The organism is Mucilaginibacter sp. SMC90 (genome assembly GCF_022811725.1).
Taxonomy (GTDB): Bacteria; Bacteroidota; Bacteroidia; order Sphingobacteriales; family Sphingobacteriaceae; genus Mucilaginibacter.
The window spans coordinates 5,715,340-5,735,873 of the sequence record NZ_CP094527.1; the positions used below are offsets into that span (position 1 = coordinate 5,715,340).

Genomic DNA, 20,534 nt, shown 5'->3' on the forward strand with positions numbered 1-20,534 from the left:
AGATTATCCATTTCTTTCTGAAATAAAAATTTGCGGGCTCGAGGTTAACTACTTGTCAATCCTTCAGATTGCCAGCATTGCGAAGAAATTTTAATTTGGCTGATAAACTCTTAATTCATATTTCCGTGTTAAGCATTGGCAGCGTGAAATAAAAGACAGATCCGTTACCCAATTCACTTTCGGCCCAGATTCTACCGCCATGCCGCTTCACAATTTCAGCACTCAGATATAAACCGATGCCAAATCCCGCAATATGCTGGGTTTGATGATTTTCCACGCGGTAGTACCGCTCAAATAAACGCTTCAAATCACTTTCCCTAATGCCAACACCTTTATCACGTACACTTACAATCACACCCTCTTTACCTGTTTTACATCTTACAGATACCTGTTTGCCTTTGGCATACTTGATCGCGTTACTAAGTAAATTGGTTAGTACTGTCCCGATTTTTTCCTGGTCGGCAGTTATAGTTATTTCTTCACAGTTTACATCAATGCTTTGTTCTCCCGCAGTAACGCTTGTCTCGACAATTATTTCCCGGATCAATTCATCCAACCGGAAACTTGTATTATTCAAATGGATCTTGCCGGATTCAAACCTGGAAACATTCAAAAATCCGTTAATGATGCCGGTCATTTTGCGTATCTGGCTATTCATCTTATCAAATAATCCCTCCGTATAATTATTTGCTGTTTGCCGGGCATGCCGCAAACCAAGCTGTGAGAATCCGCTCAAGGTTGTTAGCGGTGTTTTTAATTCATGACTTACCATTCCGATAAAATCATTTTTCCGCAAATCATCTTCTTTACTTTCCGTGATGTCAAAAATGGTACCGACTACTGAGATTGGCTCTCCCTTGGCATTCAGCTCTACTTTACCTGTCGAATTCAGCCATCTGCGCTTGCTGCCATCAAAAGGCTGAATTTGGTAATCCTCACTGAAAATATCTTTTGTTTCGACGGCCTTATTGATCGCGCTTTTAAACCGCTCCCGGTGTTCAGGGACGACGACGGATAAGGTGTTTTCATACGATAAAACTTTTTCGGGCGGAATAGCATGTATAGCCCTGGCCTTCGGCGATATTTCCAGAAGATCAGAAGCCAGAGTAATCCGATAAATACCCATTCCCGTAGAATCCATGGCCAGCCGGAGCGTATCACTTACTCTTTCCAGTTCTAAACGGGAAGTGACCTGGTCACTTACGTCCGCTGCAACGGCGATCATTCCGTTAACCAGTCCATTTTCATCTTTTAAAGCCTCAATCGTCAGGTTAACATAGGCGGTTTCTTCTTTGCCAAAGCGGTATAACACAACAGGTGTTTCGCTGGCAATGAAACGTTCGCCGGTTTGATAAACCGTATCCATGATTTGCCGAAAACCTTGGGTATCCAATTCCGGGATTGCTTCAAAAAGCGGGCGCTTAACTGTCAATTCTTTACCTCGGCCCCAATAAGCCAGCATTCGCTGATTAGCTAATTCGATAATATGGTTTGGACCGCGATAAATCGCCATAGCCACCGGCGCCTCCGTCAGCAACGCCCGTAACTGATCTTCTGCATGGCCGCGTGCTTTACTAATGTTGATCTGTGCACGGACTTTTGTTAATAATTCCGCGGCAGAGAATGGTTTAACCAGGTAGTCATCAGCTCCGGCTTCCAGTCCATCAATGCGGGCTTCTTCGCCTGCCCGGGCGGACAGAAAAATAACCGGTAACCGGTAAAGATGCTCGTCATTGCGGATATGCTCCAATAAAGTCTTACCATCCATCACGGGCATCATCATATCGCTAAGTACCAACGACGGGATCGATTGTTCGATCTGTTCCAGTGCTGCGGCGCCGTTTGGCGCGGAACGCACTGTAAAGTATGGCTCCAGCAAGCGTTTCAGGTAAGCCCGCATGTCACCATTATCATCCACGATCAAAATGTGTGTGTCTTTCTGAACAGACTGGTCCTGACTGGTCACCTCATCGCTCGCCGTTCGCTTTACTTCCTCATTGTCAAAACCGGCCTCATCCTGTAATAAACTGTAGGCTTCCCGTATGAAGGAAGCGGCAATTATACCACTGTCATTTGATTTCTTACTTTCAATAACTTGTGTTTCAGGCAAGTGGGCCTTTCCCAAAGGTATTTTTACTGTAAATGTGCTGCCTTTTCCTTCGATACTGCTGACACTGATCTCTCCGCCATGTAAATGAACCAGTTCACTGACCAGAGAAAGTCCGATACCCGTTCCTTCGTGGGTGCGCCCGGCTGCATTTTCAACCCGGTGGAAGCGTTCAAACATGTGTGGCAACTCCTTATCAGGAATACCGATCCCGGTATCTATCACTCTAAGTATCGTGAAGTTCCCTTCCTGTTGAAGATTAACTTCTATAGTTCCTTGCAAGGTATATTTAAAGGCATTGGACAACAGGTTCAATACTATCTTTTCCCACATTTGTCGGTCGGCATATATCGCGCCGCTGATAGGTTTGCAGTTTACAATCAGTTCCATGCCTGCTTTTTCAATAATAGAGCGGAAACTACTTGCCAGATCTGTCGTGAGTTCGCTTATATCTAACAACTGGTAGGCAGCCTGCACACGCCCTGCTTCGACACGGCTGTAATCCAATAAATTATTTACAAGTTTCAGCAACCGCATGGCGTTGCGATGGGTAGCTTCCACCTGGAACTTATTGTGGATACTAAGATCGGTTTGCTGTAGCAGGTCTTCCAGCGGCCCAAGCATCAGGGTTAGTGGTGTTCTGAACTCGTGACTAACATTGCTAAAAAACGCAGTTTTTGAGCGGTCGATTTCCGCCAGCGCTTCAGCACGTTTTTGTTCCTGTTCGTATGCGTAAACATTAGAAACAGCCGTATTGAATGTACCGCCCAGTTGTTCATAAAAATTCAGATAGTTTTCGTCGAGGGCACGGCAGACACTGACCCCCGCAATGATAAATCCAAATAAGTCCTTTTGCCCGGAAATTCTCACCGGCAAAAGGATTGCAGTATGCGGCGGGGTTTCATAAGGGCCACTGTGAAAATCACCAAACGATTCTTGTAAATTATTAACTTGAAGCAATTGGCCAGATGTAATTACAGATTGTAAAGGCCAGTTGCTGTCGCTGAGTGCAATAAAATCAGGTGCAAGCGTAGTTGATTCGACACCCGAAGAACTGATCAGATTTGCGCGATCACTTGCAAATTGATAAAAAAGCAGGAATGGAACATCCAGATCATAATTACTTTGCTGGGCGGTAGTCAGCTCACCGATTTCCGTTACTGATTTGGCCTGCGCGAGCGCCGCGCCAAGGTCTTTCAAAACCTGGGTTCGCCTGCCTGCCAACATTTTTTCAGTTGTTTCCGTAATCGGGTGAAATATTCCGCCTACTCCGCCTGATTCGTCCCTGATTGGGGCGAAAGAAAAGGTCATCCATGCTTCTTCCAGGTAACCATAACGCTCAAGGAACATTCGCTGGTCGGTAATATAAGTTCCTTCGCCTTGCTGTCCGCGGGTGAACTTGTCGCCCACTACTTCCAGTGCAGATTCCCAGCAAATTCGAAAATTCATTCCCATGGAACGCGGATGCATTTCGCCGCAGATGGGGCGGTAGCTGTCGTTATAGATTTGAATTGTTTCCGGGCCCCAGGCTATAAGGATCGGAAAAGTAGAAGATAAGCATAAACTTACGGAGGTTCGTAAACTTTGCGGCCAGCTTTCTACCGGTCCCAAAGCTGTTTTCGACCAATCCATCGACCGGATCAGTTTGCCCATTTCCCCACCACCGGATAAAAATTGCTCGCTGCTTTCAGCGTTGCCTGCACTCATATAAATAGCTTAATACAATGGTAAATATAAAGATTTTGTAGATTAACTACTGATCATGGAAATATGGGAAAATATTGATATTAAAATGAACAACGGCGCGCGATCATGCCCTATTAGAAACGGATAAAGCAATTAACGGTATTAGATGGCCAGCCTATGACCATTAGATCCTCCTGTCATCGGTATAAAAGAGATTTAGGATTGGTGTAAACCGCTGATAAAGCAAGCAATATGCCTGCTAAATTGGTATAAATCTAAAGGAGGGGATGTCCATTTTTTAGGAAAAATGTCTGTAGCATGAACCCTTTTGATCATGGTTAAATATTGGGGGAATCCCCAATGATATAATCCGTAGTTATTACTATACATCTTTCTGGCTAATATCAAATTCTATACATGAGGGGTTTTGTGGCACGATATTTACCCCATCTTGATAATAAGTTATAAAGGACTGAAAGCAACTGGAATAGCAGCCATATTATTAACGGCTATCGGTATATAATTGCTGGATTGAAAAAGCTTAAATCAAAAGCTGTGAAAAAAGCAGCTGAGCGTATATTTTATATACTATAGACGTCTACCTATAAAGATCAAGCGCCTTTCATGCGCTTTTTTAATTAGTGTGATGGAAGTAGCACTAATTAAAAACAAAATGGAACAATTAAAAAAAATACTTGTTGTGGATGACGATGCGGATATTCGCAACGTGATCAATTTTATTCTTACCTCTGAAGGATACCAGGTTAAAGAGCTTGCTGATGGTCACGATGTAGATTTTACCATTGCCGACTCCAGGCCCGATGTCATTTTGCTCGATGTTATGCTTGGAGATATGGATGGTAGAGATATATGCCGCATGTTAAAAGAAGCTCCGGCAACTAAGGAGATTCCGATAATTATAGTTTCCGCCACACATGCATCTATTGACCATGAAAAAGGATGCCATGCAGATGACTACCTGCCCAAGCCATTCGACATAGATATACTCCTGCAAAAAGTTAATTATTATTCCGCAGCATAACAGCACCAACCTCAATATAGCAGAAAAAGTCGCAGTATGTATCACGCGGATGTATCACCTCGTTGGCCGCGATTAACAGCATACACAATTGGCTTTGCTTTTGCTTGTACCTTTCAAAGTTCTAATGTGTAAGTAAACTGGTTGGAAATTGGCGATGGTAGGTATTAATGGGAACGTAATGAATGGTTTTTCTATTTAATGTGTTGAAATTCTTTTCATGAAATCACATCGAAGAAGCTAAACCTCGAAGATTATTTTGACGTTAAGAATATAGGCCTTCTCTTGCGGCATAATGTGTTTAAAATTGGTATTATTGACTTTGCATGAGGCATCGGATCACTTCGCTATTCTTTCTAAATATCGGTATAGGTATTTTTCGGCCTGTGTAGATTCAAATTTTTCAAGGTTATCAATTCCTCTTTGACATTACCATCTCACCTATATTTCAAAAATCAACATTGTATGACCATCATAAAATTTTCAATAAAAGCACTTTTAACTTCATTGAAAAATAGATATTTTATACATTTGATTTATATCGACTTATGGCCAAATACAGCTTTGTGCAAATCGTTAAATGATCTTTCAAGGTTTTATGATAATAAATAGTTATCTATCATTAAAAAAGTGAACGGCGCTCCATTTTTGATTCTCCCGTGCCGATGGGTCGATATTTTTAGATCTATTAATAGTTGACAAATTTATACCGGGAAGTTTTAGCATTACTTTACGTAAATTTAGCCATCATGTTAAGGCATTATGGAAGAAAATAGCGTATTAACGGAACTGCGGGCGCGGGTCCAGCAAGCCATGGCTGAGAAAGACGAGCGCTTTAAGGAGGAGGTCTTCCAGACCGAACCGTACCGCAATGAACTAAAATACCTGAAGAAGATCACATTTGATTATATCCATGCCTTGCAGATGGTCGCTATTTATTCGACCCGGGCCAAGGAGATCTATGACGAGTTTCTGACTATCCACGTGATCGACGAACTGATTGAATCCGCCATCGGTGTGATGAGCTTGGTGGAGTCGGGTATTCATAACATGCCTAAACGTGAATTGCGTTACCTGATCGAGTTGGTTACCAAATATGTGATTATCGATTACGCATTGATGGGTGACAGCCTTGATAATAAAAAGCAATATCTGCTCGACGAGATCCCAAAATCCTCGATAACCGTGATCGACCGTTATGCTACGCCTTTCGCCGCACGCCAGACCGAGTTCCGGAATGAGGTGAAGGACTTTTTTTACAAAGCCTGTGCCTATGTTCACCCTTCCAAAAAACAACTGGACGAGCAGATCCGGAACCGTAGAAACGGCCATACCATGGGTTACGAAAGCACAGCGATGCTCAGCGACATCAATAAGCTCATTTTCAGGGCTTACGATATGATCCTGGTGATGATCTTTCATGGCTTCGGTCCCAGTATGAGCAAGGATGTCTTTGAACAAATGCTGGACAATGATAAGACCTGGAAATACCACAAAGGCAAATACATACCCACCTTTCGTAAAGACCTGAACTGAAATGAGCGCAGATCACAACGAAGTATTTGAGCGCCTGCCGCCGCTCATCCGGTCTGCCACCGGGGAAGGCGACGCTAACGAGCCGGTAACGTTTTACCGGGGCGATTTTGAGCTTGCGCTGGCGACCGGTCGTTTGCCTGTAAAAGGTGAGCTTTACTTTTCGTGGCGACCGAGGCCCGGTGTGCGGCTGCGGGGGGAGATAGACCGCTATACCTTTGACTTTAACATAGAGCGCATCCTGATTCCTGACCGACACCTGGAACATGGCGCGGCTTTTATTACCTATCTCGGCGGCTCGGATGGTTCCCTCAGCGGCCTCGTTAACAACCCGGTGGTCCTGAACTGGCGTCAAAACGCGGACCGGCTGACTTTCGCACTGCCTAACTTTCGCGAGGTCCTCGGCTTGCCGGTTCGTACGGAAGAGCGTGTCTATGCCCATCGCATCCTGCTGGAGGACGCGAACTGGGTGATCCATATTGATCGGCAGCCCGGCGCTGAAATGCTAAAAAAGCAACTGAAACAGGAAGGGGGTTATGCGCTTACTTGTGCGGGAGAAGCGCGGAGCAAGACCGGCTTGTTTACCAGCGATGCTTCCAGCAAGCTGATCAGTGACCTGGGTTTATTTTTGACCTTTCTGAACGGCCGGCGTTGTTTCCCCTGTCTCATCAAGGCGTACGAGCGAGACGCCCTTTCCTGGGAAGACTATTCCGCCTATCACGCTGACGAATACAAAGAGGAATACAGCTGGCTCCCTCAGTTGTACGCCCCGCATATCAGCACACTTTGGCAGGACTTTACGGCTATGACGCAAAAGGCGGAGGACCGCGAATGCCTCGATCTGCTGATCCACTGGTATGTCGAGGCCAATAATAACAGCGGTTTCGCCGAAGGATCGATCGTGTTCATGCAAAACGCCTTTGAGCTGATGTATAACTGGCAAATCGGAAAGCCGCCGAAAGGCCAGAAGGTAGATGCGGCAGGTAAGTTGCGCGCATTGCTGATCCGCGCCGACATCGATGTTCAGGTGCCGGCGGCATACCGGCGCATCACGGCCGACCTCTAAGCGAAAGGCATACTGATCAATGACCTGCCCGAACTGTTTACGCGCGTCCGCAATGCCATCGTGCATTCCGATAACCACAAGCGGAAAACCCTGCAGGCGATCCCTTCGACGGACCGCTTTCACATCCGCCATCTCGGACTTTATTGTCTGGAACTGCTCATCCTGCATGTCCTGGGTTATCGCGGAAGATTTGCCAATAGAATCTCGCTGAATAAATTCACAGGAGGTAATGAAGAAGACATCCCCTGGATTTAAGCACAATTAAACCGGCTCCTGAACTTTCCGGACAAGGTTGACCGTATGCAGGAAACCTAGCTTACATTCGGCGATTTCCGCCGCCACAAAATCCATCGTATTTGCCATAGCCGCATAAAGTTTTTCCAGTTCCGCCTCGTCCTGGATATTGTCCAGCATGAGGCGAAACAGATCGGCGTTCCTGTTACCGCGTAGCACCGCTTCGTCGAACTGGTAATGGATCATCGGATGCCGGTATTTCGCCAGGTCGGTGTGCTTGCCCGAACACCGGCCGGCGAGATAAGCGAGTTCGGCACTTTGCGCGATGGACGGAAAACGTTGGCGAAGATCCGGCAGGCCCTTACCATACAAGCTGAAAAAGGAAATGGTCTTCAATTTTCCGGGCGCCAGATGCAGCGCGGAAAGAAATGCCAGCCGTTCCCAAAACGTATAAATGGCCGCCAGCGCGTAAGAAAGAAATTCTAGGTGTCGGCTCAGAAATGTATTGTGCTCAATATAGTATTGTTTGCGGCCCTGGTAAGGGTAATAGTGGTCTTTGAAAGATCCGACATAAGGTTGCAAGCGTTTGGCCTGCAGCGCGGCATAAACCATGGAGCTGAAGGCACTCTCCAGTTCGTGGAAGTAGTTTAGGCTGGTGTGTTCGGCAAGCTGTTCTTTCCTGGCCTGGTCGTTGGGATCAGCCAGGGGTTTATGCCAGATACCGGTAAAAAAGCTGACGCCATCCTGCCCGTCATACGTTTGATTATTCAGGTAGGACCAGCCAAGGTCCTGGCGCAATGCCCGAATGTCGCGTTCATCCAGTAGGAGACGGTACTGCGCTTCATCGAACAATACCAGATCCTCATGGCCAAGTCCGTAGGTGTTCGAGAAATGGTGTACACGCGCGATGCCCTTTAAGGTAAAGGGCTGGGCTTTGGTGTGCCTGCCCCGCTCATCATGCTCGTTCAGCGTGCCTTCCAGGCTGAAACGGAAGTAAAACTCATAACAGACGATGCCATCTATATCGGTTTTCAGCAACTGGCTGTCGTTCAGATCGTACCGGAACGATTGCTGCAGCGGCTCGAAATAGGTGCGCTCCGGATCGGCGACTAAATGCCGGAAGAAATGAAAATGCGCATGCTTTTTTAATACCACATAAAACAAACCGTAGTCATTGAGTTCCAGCGAGCTTAAGGCTCCTTTCAGCGCGTCTTCGCGGCTTAGATTCAGGTTGAGCATTTCCATATCAGGCCAATTATTAGCAAAAATTTAGGCAAAAGTTCAGGCGTTTTTTAGGGCAGGTCCGGCAGGGGTCTTACAAATATTTGCGGAAAGCGGCTATCGTTTGGTAAATACCGTAGGCGATCAACACTTTTCCCAGGAGGAAGAAGCAGACACCGGCGATTCCGCCGTGCAAACGGCCGGTGGTGTCAAGCAAGCCTTGCAGGCCGCTGGGGAGCCAGATGAAATTGATATAAGTGGCCCAGAAATTCGCAGGCTGCTGACTGACCAATGAGTTTTCTGCACAAAGCCAGAAAGCGGTAAAACAAAGTAAACCCGACAGTAAGGTAAAAAGTACGCCCCGGCTCCAGCTGGTTCCGTAATTATTAGATATCTGGTTCAGCAAGAGTAACAGGCGGTCCTCCCAATTCCGCCAGCGTAGTTCCCTCGCATGGGCCTGTACTTCTTTCCGGTAATAACTCAGCCCGCCGATTTGATTATTGATCTTTTTGGCTTCATTTTTCAGGAGCCTCGCCGTACCACGGTCTTTCACAGCGCCGGTTACCGAACCATCCTCCTGCACATTGCCGGGCACGACTGCGCCTTGCATTTGCAGGTTCCGCACGTTAACATACCGGATGTCAAGCAGACCCTTGATAAGCATATCTTTCAGCAGGAGTTCACCGGCCAGCTGCGCAGATTCGTTAAGGCGAAAAATGCCCACAATGCTGTTCGCAGAAACCGTAGCGGCCAATAAGCTGAGTTTCCCGGAAAAGGCAGTGGATTCCGCCTGGTGATGCTGTCCAAACCAAAAGTTCTCCCGAATGTGGCAGCCGGTGAAATAAAGGTCTGCCTGATCGATCCGATTCTTCTGGAACGTAAAAACACCTAGGAAGGTCGAATAGGAAAAGCTGAGGTGACGGTCAATGACGCAGTCAGTTAGTTCAACACCTCCTTCGAATGTATTTCCTGCGAAGGCATTTTTGTCCCCATGAAAATGTACAAAATTGATATACAAGAATGAGGCAAACCTAGCGCGGGCGCCGTGCAATTTTTTCAAGATATCATTGCTACGCAACTGGACCTGGCCGTTGGCTTTCAAATCATGGAACTCCAGCTCGTCAATCTGCTGCCTGTCTTTACCATCAAGTGAGCCGCCAATCACCAATAAGCCGACTGTTTCGCTGTCGGAGAGCTTCAGCACTTGCCCAATCCGGTTGAGCAGTACCTGCAGTCCGGCCTGGAAATGGCAAGTGCTCAAATCAAGCCCCCGGGGGAAATGGCTGTTGAGAATAACTACATCGTCATGGAAACGACTGTACTTGAAACCGGGCTGGACCTGGTTGATCGTGCAGCGGTTAATATAGAATTTTTTAAGTGCTGTCAGTTGGGCAAAGAGTGTCTCGCCCTGGAATTTGACCTCCTCGAATTCCGCCCTCTCGTCAAACTCCGCATCCCGGATATTAAAACCCTTTTCAAATATGCAGTGGCGGAAAACCGCGGGACCTGCAAAGCGGCAACTGTAGACGTCGACCTGTTTCTGAACCGCAGGTAACTGCAGTGAAAGCCCGGACTGATAGCGGCATTAATATGCTCATACTGGTAGTCTTCATCACTGGCTTCGATCACCTCGATACCCTCAACCGGCGCCTGCTGGATGATAGTCAACAGGTTCTCATTCAACTGAAACTGGATATCCGTGAGTTCGATCCGCCCGCCGGGACGTTGTAAACGGGCCAGTAATGCAGCCCTGTTGCTGATCTTTTCTTTAGAATGTAAGCTATGCAGAGTTCGTTCCACGGCCGGCGAAATTAAAATTTGAAGATACGTGAAATCCCGCAGGAAACAATGCGCCGGGCCATTTGAACAACTTAAGGCCGGATAAATACCTCTACGGGCATTTCGTCGCTGGAAAGTTTACGCAGGTCGTTTTCCAGCCCAGTCGCATTTTGATACGGCCTTCCGGATCGTATACGAAACAGATCAGGTCTTTGCAGTCCGGGTGATTCCGGTAATGTGCGATGTCAAGGATCAATTGTTCACCTACTTGTTTGTCAGCCAGCCCCTGCCGGGTCTTTTTGACCTCGATCACGACTTGCTCCTCTTTAAGCAGGAAGTCAACGCGGGTAGCGCTGCCGGCATAGGATGGGGTATATTCCTCTTCCCGGATATCCTTGAAATGAAGCTTCAACACTGCGTGCATCAGGTCCTGAACATCGTACTCATCATTAACCTCAAAACCTGGTCGGTTATCATGGCGGTTACGCAGCTGACGGCAGGAAAGGTGAAAGTTTTCAAAAACATCGAATAGTATCTTTTCCGTATAGTCAGTCCTCAGGTTCCTTCTCGGCAATTTCAGTTCCACTTGCCGCAGCAATTGCGTGAGCAATTCTGAAAAATTGACCGGAGCCACGGCCTTGGTCTTTAAGGATTGGATATAGCCCCAGGCCTGCAGGTGCGGCGGCACTTCCAGCCCGCCGCGGCTAAGTATATTCAGATCGTAAACAGGCATGTGATTGGGAATACGGGTCTTGATGAATGCAGTGCTTTCAAATCCCCATTTAAAATCCTTAACTTTCTCAAGCAGTAAGACTTCGTTCGCAAATTTTTCCTCGTCACCGATGAGAGACAACTCCGTCAACGCATGGGTCTGTAATTTCTTGAACTCGGCGATGATCGTATAGGTCCGTTTCCCTAGCTCATCCACATCGGTGTTAGTTTGCTTGATCAAAAAATCATAAAAGTAATTAGCATCTACCTGGATGGTCTGGTGCTGATTGTTCGGATTTTGGTAATAGGCAATATCTGTCCGCGCCCAGCCTCCCTGCCAGATGCGCTCAAAATAGTTGTTATAATCGGTGGTTGTATCAAGCTGTCCGGCAATGTCAATAAGTTCCTGATGGTAGTTTTCCATTAGGCCGGACAATTGCTGGCGGATCGCATTGATGGTTGGGATAAGGTCGTTCATCTTCAATGAAAATAGAATGCAATTTACGAAAGCGTCCGATTTTGCAAAAACCTGCGGATATGAAATGCTGACGTGCAGCGCTCCTATTAAGACACTCGTCAGCTGTTTTTCATGAACCCTTAGTGGGCGATTTTCGAACCGCATGGTTTATGGTTCGAGTCTTGCTCGGGCTGTCATTTAATTCAAAAGCCTCGAATCGGAAGATTTGAGGCTTTTGTTTTTTTGCATGTATTGCTCTTACAATCTTGGTTAATTTGCATGTTTGGGTTACTGGCAATTTTAGAACACCACTTTCTACATCGGAAATAAAGTCTTGAAAATAACTTGCAGCAACTCTACTTTCACCGTCACTATAAACACTGAGGTTGACGTTTGATTTAATGTAATCCATTGGGGCGAAGTCGGATAAATGCAATTGTTCTGAAAGCACACCTATCATGCACTTTATCAATCATTTAAAAAAGCATAATCGATTCATGCTCATACACGGTCATCAGCCATTTATCTTTTTCTGCGCCGAAGGTGTTGTACTACCTTTTAAAATTCCTGTCACAGCATTAAGGGCCTTCGTAGCAACGTCATTCCGACCGAAGGCTTTTTACGGGGTTAGTCAATGCCGCTTTGATGCTGTGGTAACTAACCGTGATTAAAGTGATCAGCAAAGCGCCTGCTGCGGTTAACGCAAAAACCCACCAGGACAACCCGGTACGATAAGTATAATGCTGCAACCACTGATGCATAAAATACCAGGAGAATGGGACGGCGATGAGCAACGCGATTCCCACAAGGATGATAAATTCTTTCGACAAAGAACCCCAAATGCTCATCACGGACGCCCCCAATACCTTACGTACACCGATCTCTTTGACGCGTTGTTCTGCTACAAATGATGCCACTCCGAATAATCCAAGACAGGAGATAAAAATAGCGAGCACCGCGAACACGGAAGCCAGCCTTCCGGTACGTTCTTCGGCTAAGAATTTTTGTTCATATTCACTATCCGCGAATTTGTAATTAAAAGGTGCTTCCGGCGCGAATTTTTTAAAGACGGCTTCGATCCTGGCGAGTGCGACGGAGGCAGGCATACCCTGCCTGAGTTTCAAAATGATCACATTGAATGATCGCTCCCGGTCATCCATCAAAAATACCACCGGGGTTACCGGCTCGAAAGGCGAATTCATGACCATGTCTTTCACCACACCCAGCACTTTCCAGTCTTTGCCATGCCATTTGATGGTTTCGCCTACCGGTTCTTTCAGCCCCATCTGCCTGATTGCTGCTTCATTAAACAAAAAGCCTGACGAATCACTCAGGAAAGCTCTGGAGAAATCCCGGCCTTCCTTCATTTTCCAGCCTACCACGCTGCCAAAATCGGGATCGACAAGCACAGTGCCGAAAACCTCCTGCCGGTTGGGGTCTTTTCCTCTCCAGCTCAGATTATCTGCCGACGACCAAGTACCGGTCGTCGGATTAGACGACGGGGATACGCCGGATACCGCGCCGGTGTTCAACAGCTCTTGACGGAATGCGCTATACTCTTTGATCGCGTTATAAGGGATTGATACCAGGTTGTCCCGGTTATAACCTACCGGCCTGTCCTTTGCGAATTCAATTTGTTTGAAAACAACGATGGTCCCGATGATGATCGTAACAGAAACAGCAAATTGAAGTACCACCAATACTTTGCGGGGAATGGCTGCCAATGGTCCTGCTTTGAAGGTTCCCTTCAATACTTTAACGGCATTAAAGGATGATAAATAAAGCGCCGGGTAACTGCCTGCGGTCATTCCGGTCAGGAGGCAAAAGCAAAGACAGATCAGCCATACCAGCGGGTTATTCCAGATGAGGTGAAGCCGCTTACCCGAAATGTCGTTAAAAAAGGGCAGGCTAAGCCAGGTGAGCAGAACAGCGAGTAGAAACGATATGGCGACAATTAGAAAAGATTCGCTGAGGAACTGCGTCACCAGCTGGCCGCGCAGGGAACCGATGGCTTTGCGGATCCCCACTTCTTTTGCCCGCTTTTCGCTCCTGGCCGTGCTCAGGTTCATGAAGTTAATGCAAGCCAGTAACAGAACGAATAAGCCGATAATGCCAAAAAGCCATATGAACTGCAAACGGCCTGCGACAGCAATGCCATCCTTAAACTCATAGAGATGCCATTGCCGCATCGGAAATAAGACCAGCTCGGGTTTCGTAGCATCTTTCCGTCGTTCATACAGGATGTTCTGTATTTTGTGGGCTACTTGCGTTAGATGGCTTCCTTCATTCAGCAAGGCGAAAATCTGGAAGGAACTATCATACCAATTATTCATGTCTCCGGAATTTCTAAACAGGAGACGGATGGGCGCTACAAATTCAACATTGCCCAGCTGCGTATTTTGGGGCAGGTCCTGATACACCCCGCCAACCTGGACCAGGTAGGCATCGCTGATCTTGATTGTTTTGTTTATGGGATCAGCATCTCCGAACACGGCTCGCGCAAGTGATTCATTGATCAGTATGGTACCCGGTATCTTGAACGCTGTTTTCGATCCCCTCACCATATTCAGCGTGACGATGTCGGTCATTGCAGGTTCAGCAAAACAGCCGATCCGGGAAAAAGCATGATTATTATAATTGATGTTCTGCTCGTAGATAACTGTAGCAGAAACAGCTTTAAAGTCGCTGCCATACTGCCCCCGCAATTCTGTTGAAAGCGGAAAAGGCTGCGAGGCCTGCGTCGCTATGCCGCCGCCGACATGCTTATTGGCCAGCACCTGCACGATGCGGTCATAATTCACGTTGAATTTATTGAACGACACTTCGTCCCATATCCATAAACCGATGAGCATAGCCACAGCCATACCCACGGCCAGGCCGCTGATATTGATCAATGAGGAGGCTTTGTTCCTGGTTGTGTTCCGCCAGGCGATTTTTAAATAATTTTTAAACATATGATTCCGGGTTACCTGGTACGAAATTACCGCCCGGGGCCGGGAACCATATGTCAAATTATAAGATGACAGTTGTTTTTTATACGCTGCAGGCGTTTCTCCGGTCACCCGCTTGAATGCCCGGTGAAAGGTGCTGGGTGAGTTAAAACCGGAATCATAAGCTACGCCCTCCAGGGTGAGCTTTTCAAAAGTCGGATCCTGCAGCTTACTGACTACATCTGCTACACGAAACTCATTTACAAAGTCATTGAAGCTTTGTTTAAATACGGTATTGATTACCGCAGACAATTCGTGAGTGGTCAACCCAAGCTTGTCAGCTAGGATGGGCAAACTCAAATCAGGGTCTTTGTAGTAAGCCCCTTTTCTCATCATTTGTTTAAGCCAGCCGGCCCTTTGCTTAACGGCATCAGGCGATGGCAATTTCAAAAAATAGGGTTCATCTGTAGGCAAGTTGATTTCAGGCCTTAAGATCACCATGCCGGCCGCACCTATCGCCGATGCTGCCAATAGCAAGTATAATGGACGGAACAAGTGCATTGACTGGCTATGGGGATCTAAGCAAGCCGCGATGTAAAAAGGAATCCACAATAACCACAGAAAGGCGAAACCTCTCACTAAATTATGCAATCGGCGTAATTTCAGCCGGTAACGGTCGCCGCCCTTAAACTTCAGGGCCAGAGAAAAGTTTTTGATCAATTTTTGGGTTGTATACAAATAGGCGCAAACCGAAATGAATGCCAGGAATTGAAGTACCGTATTCATTGACGGAGTAATTGATGTATTATAAATGGCAGCGATAGCCACTACCAGAACGGGGCAGAAATGAACGAGGTCGCGGTTACGAAATTTGCTATCAGGCTTTGCTATACTTCTTACGTAAAAATAGATGAGCGGCCCTAATGCCAGCGAAAACTGTGGTAGTTCCAGGCGAGTGTTCGTGTTTAAAGCCCTTAACATCTCAACAACGGTAATCACTAGAATAAGGCCAAGAATCCGGTTTGCCATCCTCTTACCATTTTGCACAAAGAATAACATCAGACTGAAAGCGAACCCAACGTAAATGGTTCCCAGGAAAGCGAGGTCATAAAAATCGATGTCAAAGGCGTATGCTTTCATTTGTCAGCTTACATCAATCCCCATTCCGTAATTTTAAAAAACTGGCTATCAGCCGAGTATGAAATATCAAATAAAAAAACTGTTCCAAAACCGCACATGGCCGTGTGCGGTTTTGGATCGTTGAGAATTGGCGTGTTTTATAATTTAATTTAGGCAATGTGGATTGCCGTTTTTTTTAATTTCAATGAATGCCCGCTCCTATTAGGCTGCGTTGAATTCGAACCAACTATTAGAGTCAATTGGCTTTTTGAGCCAATTGTAGAACTTTTGATTCCCCTTACTGGGCGGAATTCGAACCACTTTTTAGACCAAATGCGGATTTTAAGCTCATTAGAGCATTTTTAACATCCTGAGGCTGGGCTCGAACCAGCGACCCTCTGATTTAACAGTCAGGTGCTTTTAAGCATCACGGCGAATAAATCTCGCCTTCAGAAATATTCCAAATACCCTTGTTAGTGGACTTTTTCATCTCAATAATATCGTGTAGATTCCAATAACGATTTAGCAATACTAAAAATCAGTGAGTGATTCGGGTAGTATTCATTTCCGGTCCTTTCCAACCAAAAAATGATTGAGTATATCAAAGAGACCGGGAATTTATGTGGTATCAAAAATAAATTAAGTTGCCACACTGCCAGGCATACTTTTGCAACAACGGTTACGCTTAGTGACGGCGTACCTATTGAAACTGTCGCGGATATGCTATACCACAAAAACCTGAAACAAACCCAGCATTATGCCAACTTTTAGATCAAAGAATAAACAATGACATGGTTGCATTGCGTAACAAGCTGAGCAAGACGGAAAATAAAACAATGAAGAACGAACCCCTGTGCCGGATTCGAAAGAAACAATAAAAAAGGCTACCGTCAACTATTCTTATGTCATTAAAAATTGACGACAACAATGATAATTCCGAACTACTGGGGAATATTCAACAGGACGTCTTTAAGGATGTCGCCCATTGAAATAGAATTAATATATCCGCCGGAAGAACCGGGTATTTCAGCCCTGCTCTTCCAGCGGATTCTCCCATAAGGACATTACCAGTGACGTTCGTATTGCGGGTATCTGCTAATTCTACAAATTACCAGTATTAAAACTTTGTTTTGATCAACGGCAGCTTAAATATTTACTGTATGATGTTTATATAATATGTCGATGATCTTTATGAGGCTACCTGATTTGAACAATCAGGCAGATCAAATTAGATAAAACACCGGATAGTCTTCCGGTTTAAGTTTCCTCAAACATCTGCCGCCTGAGACTTTTAAGGAAATCACCTCAAGCAATTACGGATTTCAAGCAAACAACATCCGGAATTGCGCCTTTTGCCAATCAAATAGTGTTCTCTAAAATAATACGCAAATATCAAAACTGTGCCTTACCATTGAGAGAACTTCAGCCGGAATTGCCGAAGGGCATTATTGATCTGTTTTTTTACCGTTTTATCTGAAATTTCGAGCTTTTCCGAAATGGACTTATAGGAAAGGTGGTTCTTCCTGCTCAGAATAAACACCTCGCGCATTTTAGCAGGCAGATTGTTAATCTCTGCATCTATCAGGCGGCTCATTTCACCTGCGTCCATTTGTTCATTTAACGTGTCAGATCCTTCGCTGAAAAAATTAGCCAATGAGTCCAGGTATTTTGTACGGACAGATTTTTTTCGGATCATACTTAATCCCTCGTACCGTGCCGAGGAGAATAAATATGCTTTCAGAGACCTTACATCGTTTAATTCAAAACGGCGGTTCCATAGAGATACGAAGACCTCCTGAACAATATCCTTCGCATCATCGCGGTCGTCCACTACTCTGACTACATACGCAAAAAGAGCTTCCCAGTACCGTTGATATATTTCATCGAACGCTGTTTTATGATCATGCTGTAATAACAGCAAGAGCTTTTCATCTGTCCGGAAAACAGTTTCGTTCTCAAGTATGAAATCAGTTCCAAAGCGCATATCCGGTCTGCAGATTTTAATTCTGTAAAGCAGGAAATAAGGGTATTACCACCTGCGAAATTTATAATTGGCTGGTTAAATTAACTATAACAATAAAAACACGCATCCCCATCTGTCTGCAATCAACTGCAGCATTATCTGATGTTCACCTGCTTGCTGCAGCGGATATCCCTTGATGATGCCCCCACCTGGATTTCGTACCTTCCGGCTTCAATTTTCCATTTTCCGGACGCGGTATCATAATAAGAAAAGGCTTCTTTATCGAGTTGAAAAGCAACGATACCCGTACTGCCTTTTTTTACCGCAATCTTTTTAAATGCCTTCAATTCATGCACCGGCCGGCTTATATGAGCACGCAGCGGCTTTACATAAACCTGTACAACCTCGCTCCCATCCATCCCACCGGCATTTTTGATATTAACAATTCCGGTTACAATATTCCCCTTTTGATGAACCGACAATTTTCCATAGGTAAAACTGGTGTAGCTTAAGCCATAGCCGAACGGAAATTCGGGCTGAACAAACCTGGTATCATAGTATCGGTAACCAACCATTAAGCTATCCGTATAATTCACCACATCATTATTTTCAGTTCCTAAAACCTTGCTCGGAGCATACGCAAGTTTTTTGGGCCATGAAAAAGGGAGCTTACCCGATGGGTTAACTTTACCAAATATGATATTTGAAATTGCTGTACCACCTTCCATACCAGGGTACCAGGCTTCCAAAACTGCTGGCACATGAGGTAGCCAGCCGCCAAGTTCAAGCGGAGAACCGTTGATCAACACGGCGATCAGATGCTTGTTTATTTTAGCCAGGCGATTGAGGATATTTTCCTGAGCGCCCGGAAAGTTAAGGTCTTTGCGGTCACGCCCCTCGGTATCCATGCTATGGTCAATTCCACCTACATAAATTACGGCATCGGCATCGGCCGCTGCTTTATCTACAATCTTTAGTTTTTCAGCAGGGACTTCCGGAAGTTCCCACTCCAATCGGATCGCGGCATCTCCGGGCATTTTTTCATAGTCGATAGCAATATCGTACGGGACGCCTTTTGTTAAATTAACTGAAGCATTTGCAACAGTTAACGTTTGACGGCTATCGGCAAAAGCAAGTTGGTCTGCATGGTTATTTCCATGATATAGATAGGCTACCCCGTTCACGATCATCCTGATGGTATATTTACCATCCATGGGTGGTATTAATTGCCCCTCAAAATGAGCCTTGCTAAAGGCATTAGGATCTATTGAAGCATCGGGCGATTTCATCTCCCACATAAAATCAACAGCCGGGTCAATTCTCTTTAATGCGGCCGTTTCCTTATCTTTTACAAAATAACTGCCTTTAAACCCTTCACCCCCATCCAAATTTTTTATAGATTCAGAGGGGATCAACTGAAACCCGCCTAAATCGGCTGACGACAGGTATTGAACCTTTTTTTCTCCCAATAAATTAACAAGGCCTTTAAGTGGGGTAATTTCATACGGCGGCCTGATACCAGAACTTCCTCCAGCCCCCGGAACGCACAAATACTTATCGGCATTAGGGCCTATTACTAAAACCTTTTTAATTTTATCGGCATTAAGCGGTAAAACACGCTGCTCATTTTTTAATAAAACCATCCCCTGCTCTGCTAATTCCCTGGCTACTGCCTGATGCTGTGGGGTATTGAGTGACGCATTGCTGGTGTTAAACTTACCATCAAGTAAACCTATCCGATCATAAATCCTTAATATACGCCTTACTTTATCGTCGATTAAAATTTCAGATACCCGTCCATCTTTAACAGCGGCCAGTAGCGGCGCCCCGAAACCACAATTATCCCCGCCGGGCATCGACACGTCGAGCCCTGCTATCGCTGCCTTTTCCGTAGACCGGGTTTGCAGCCAATCAGTCAATACAAATCCATCAAAGCCCCATTTATCCTTCAATATATCAGTTAACATTTTTTTGCTATCGCTAACAAACTCATTATTAACCCCGTTGGCCGATGTCATAATAGTCCATACCTTGGCTTTTTGTACAGCAGCCTTGTAAGCAGGCAGATAAATTTCATTTAGTGTCCGGTCGTCCACCATCGACATATAAAAATTGCGGTTGTTCTCCCTGTTATTACAGGCATAATGCTTTAAGCAGGCAGCAACACCTTCACTTTGAATGCCGCTGACATGAGCAACCGTTATTTCACTGTTTAGAAAAGGGTCTTCAGTATAATACTCAAAAAAACGGCCGTTCAACGGGTCCCTGAGGATGTTATTGCCAGGCCCTAAGAGTACGCCAATACCTTTTGCCCTGCTTTCATTTCCCATTACTTTACCAGCTGCCTTAACAAGGGCAGGGTTCCAGGAGGCCCCAAAAACCAAACCGGATGGAAATGCGGTTGCATTGCCTTCACGACTTGGGCCGCGGGGGCCATCGCTACACTGCAAATTAGGAATGTTTAATCGTTTTACGCCCCGAAAAGCCATTTCGGGCGTGGCACCAGAGCACATACTTACTTTTTCCTCAAGCGTAAGCTGTTTTATAATGTTATTGATTTTTTCTTCTGCCGACCGCCCGGAGGCCGGTTTTAAACGTTGTCCGTAAACTATTGCAGGGAACAGGATAGCACATAAAAAGAAAGTATATTTTTTCATCCGAGAAAAAAAAACACCGGATGGTTAAAACA

At 45.7% G+C, this 20,534-nt stretch carries 12 protein-coding genes; 4 read left to right on the forward strand and 8 right to left on the reverse strand.

Annotation, left to right across the window (positions count from 1 at the left end; all coding sequences use genetic code 11):
• Positions 1-115 precede the first annotated feature (115 nt).
• Positions 116-3,814 (reverse strand): ATP-binding protein, encoded by a 3,699-nt coding sequence (locus MTO98_RS23690; protein WP_243481456.1) that lies wholly within the window; start codon positions 3,812-3,814, stop codon positions 116-118.
• A gap of 625 nt (positions 3,815-4,439) precedes the next feature.
• On the opposite strand from MTO98_RS23690, the gene MTO98_RS23695 reads away from it, so the two are divergent.
• The 3 genes from MTO98_RS23695 to MTO98_RS23705 all read left to right on the forward strand — a co-directional run bounded on the left by MTO98_RS23695 (position 4,440) and on the right by MTO98_RS23705 (position 7,431).
• Positions 4,440-4,835, forward strand: a complete 396-nt coding sequence (locus MTO98_RS23695) for a response regulator transcription factor (RefSeq protein WP_243481457.1) — start codon at positions 4,440-4,442, stop codon at positions 4,833-4,835.
• Positions 4,836-5,645: 810 nt separating this feature from the next.
• A complete protein-coding gene (locus MTO98_RS23700; RefSeq protein WP_243481458.1) occupies positions 5,646-6,368 on the forward strand; it encodes a hypothetical protein in 723 nt (240 codons plus the stop codon).
• 1 nt (position 6,369) lies between these two features.
• Positions 6,370-7,431: a hypothetical protein gene (locus MTO98_RS23705; RefSeq protein ID WP_243481459.1), complete on the forward strand. Its 1,062-nt coding sequence runs from the start codon at positions 6,370-6,372 to the stop codon at positions 7,429-7,431.
• 261 nt (positions 7,432-7,692) lie between these two features.
• Here MTO98_RS23705 and MTO98_RS23710 read toward each other — a convergent pair whose 3' ends face one another.
• The 5 genes from MTO98_RS23710 to MTO98_RS23730 form a co-directional block, all read right to left on the reverse strand.
• A complete protein-coding gene (locus tag MTO98_RS23710) occupies positions 7,693-8,910 on the reverse strand; it encodes a hypothetical protein (RefSeq protein WP_243481460.1) in 1,218 nt (405 codons plus the stop codon).
• A 70-nt stretch (positions 8,911-8,980) separates the two neighbouring features.
• Complete coding sequence (locus MTO98_RS23715) at positions 8,981-10,090, reverse strand: hypothetical protein (protein ID WP_243481461.1); 1,110 nt, start codon at positions 10,088-10,090, stop codon at positions 8,981-8,983.
• Between the two features lie 179 nt (positions 10,091-10,269).
• On the reverse strand, positions 10,270-10,686 hold the full coding sequence (locus tag MTO98_RS23720) for a hypothetical protein (RefSeq protein ID WP_243481462.1): 417 nt from the start codon (positions 10,684-10,686) through the stop codon (positions 10,270-10,272).
• A 91-nt stretch (positions 10,687-10,777) separates the two neighbouring features.
• The gene (locus tag MTO98_RS23725) at positions 10,778-11,854 is read right to left on the reverse strand and encodes a hypothetical protein (RefSeq protein WP_243481463.1); all 1,077 of its coding nucleotides are present in this window, start codon (positions 11,852-11,854) and stop codon (positions 10,778-10,780) included.
• A 578-nt stretch (positions 11,855-12,432) separates the two neighbouring features.
• The gene (locus MTO98_RS23730) at positions 12,433-15,903 is read right to left on the reverse strand and encodes an ABC transporter permease (protein WP_243481464.1); all 3,471 of its coding nucleotides are present in this window, start codon (positions 15,901-15,903) and stop codon (positions 12,433-12,435) included.
• A gap of 567 nt (positions 15,904-16,470) precedes the next feature.
• Between MTO98_RS23730 and MTO98_RS23735 the strand changes: the two genes are divergently transcribed.
• Positions 16,471-16,653 (forward strand): tyrosine-type recombinase/integrase, encoded by a 183-nt coding sequence (locus MTO98_RS23735; protein ID WP_243481465.1) that lies wholly within the window; start codon positions 16,471-16,473, stop codon positions 16,651-16,653.
• Positions 16,654-17,287: 634 nt separating this feature from the next.
• On the opposite strand, the gene MTO98_RS23740 is transcribed toward MTO98_RS23735, so the two are convergent.
• Both MTO98_RS23740 and MTO98_RS23745 read right to left on the reverse strand, forming a co-directional pair.
• Positions 17,288-17,866 carry an RNA polymerase sigma factor gene (locus MTO98_RS23740; protein WP_243481466.1) on the reverse strand — a complete coding sequence of 193 codons (579 nt, stop codon included), beginning with the start codon at positions 17,864-17,866 and terminating at the stop codon, positions 17,288-17,290.
• A gap of 134 nt (positions 17,867-18,000) precedes the next feature.
• Complete coding sequence (locus tag MTO98_RS23745; protein ID WP_243481467.1) at positions 18,001-20,502, reverse strand: glycoside hydrolase family 3 protein; 2,502 nt, start codon at positions 20,500-20,502, stop codon at positions 18,001-18,003.
• Between the last annotated feature and the right edge of the window lie 32 nt (positions 20,503-20,534).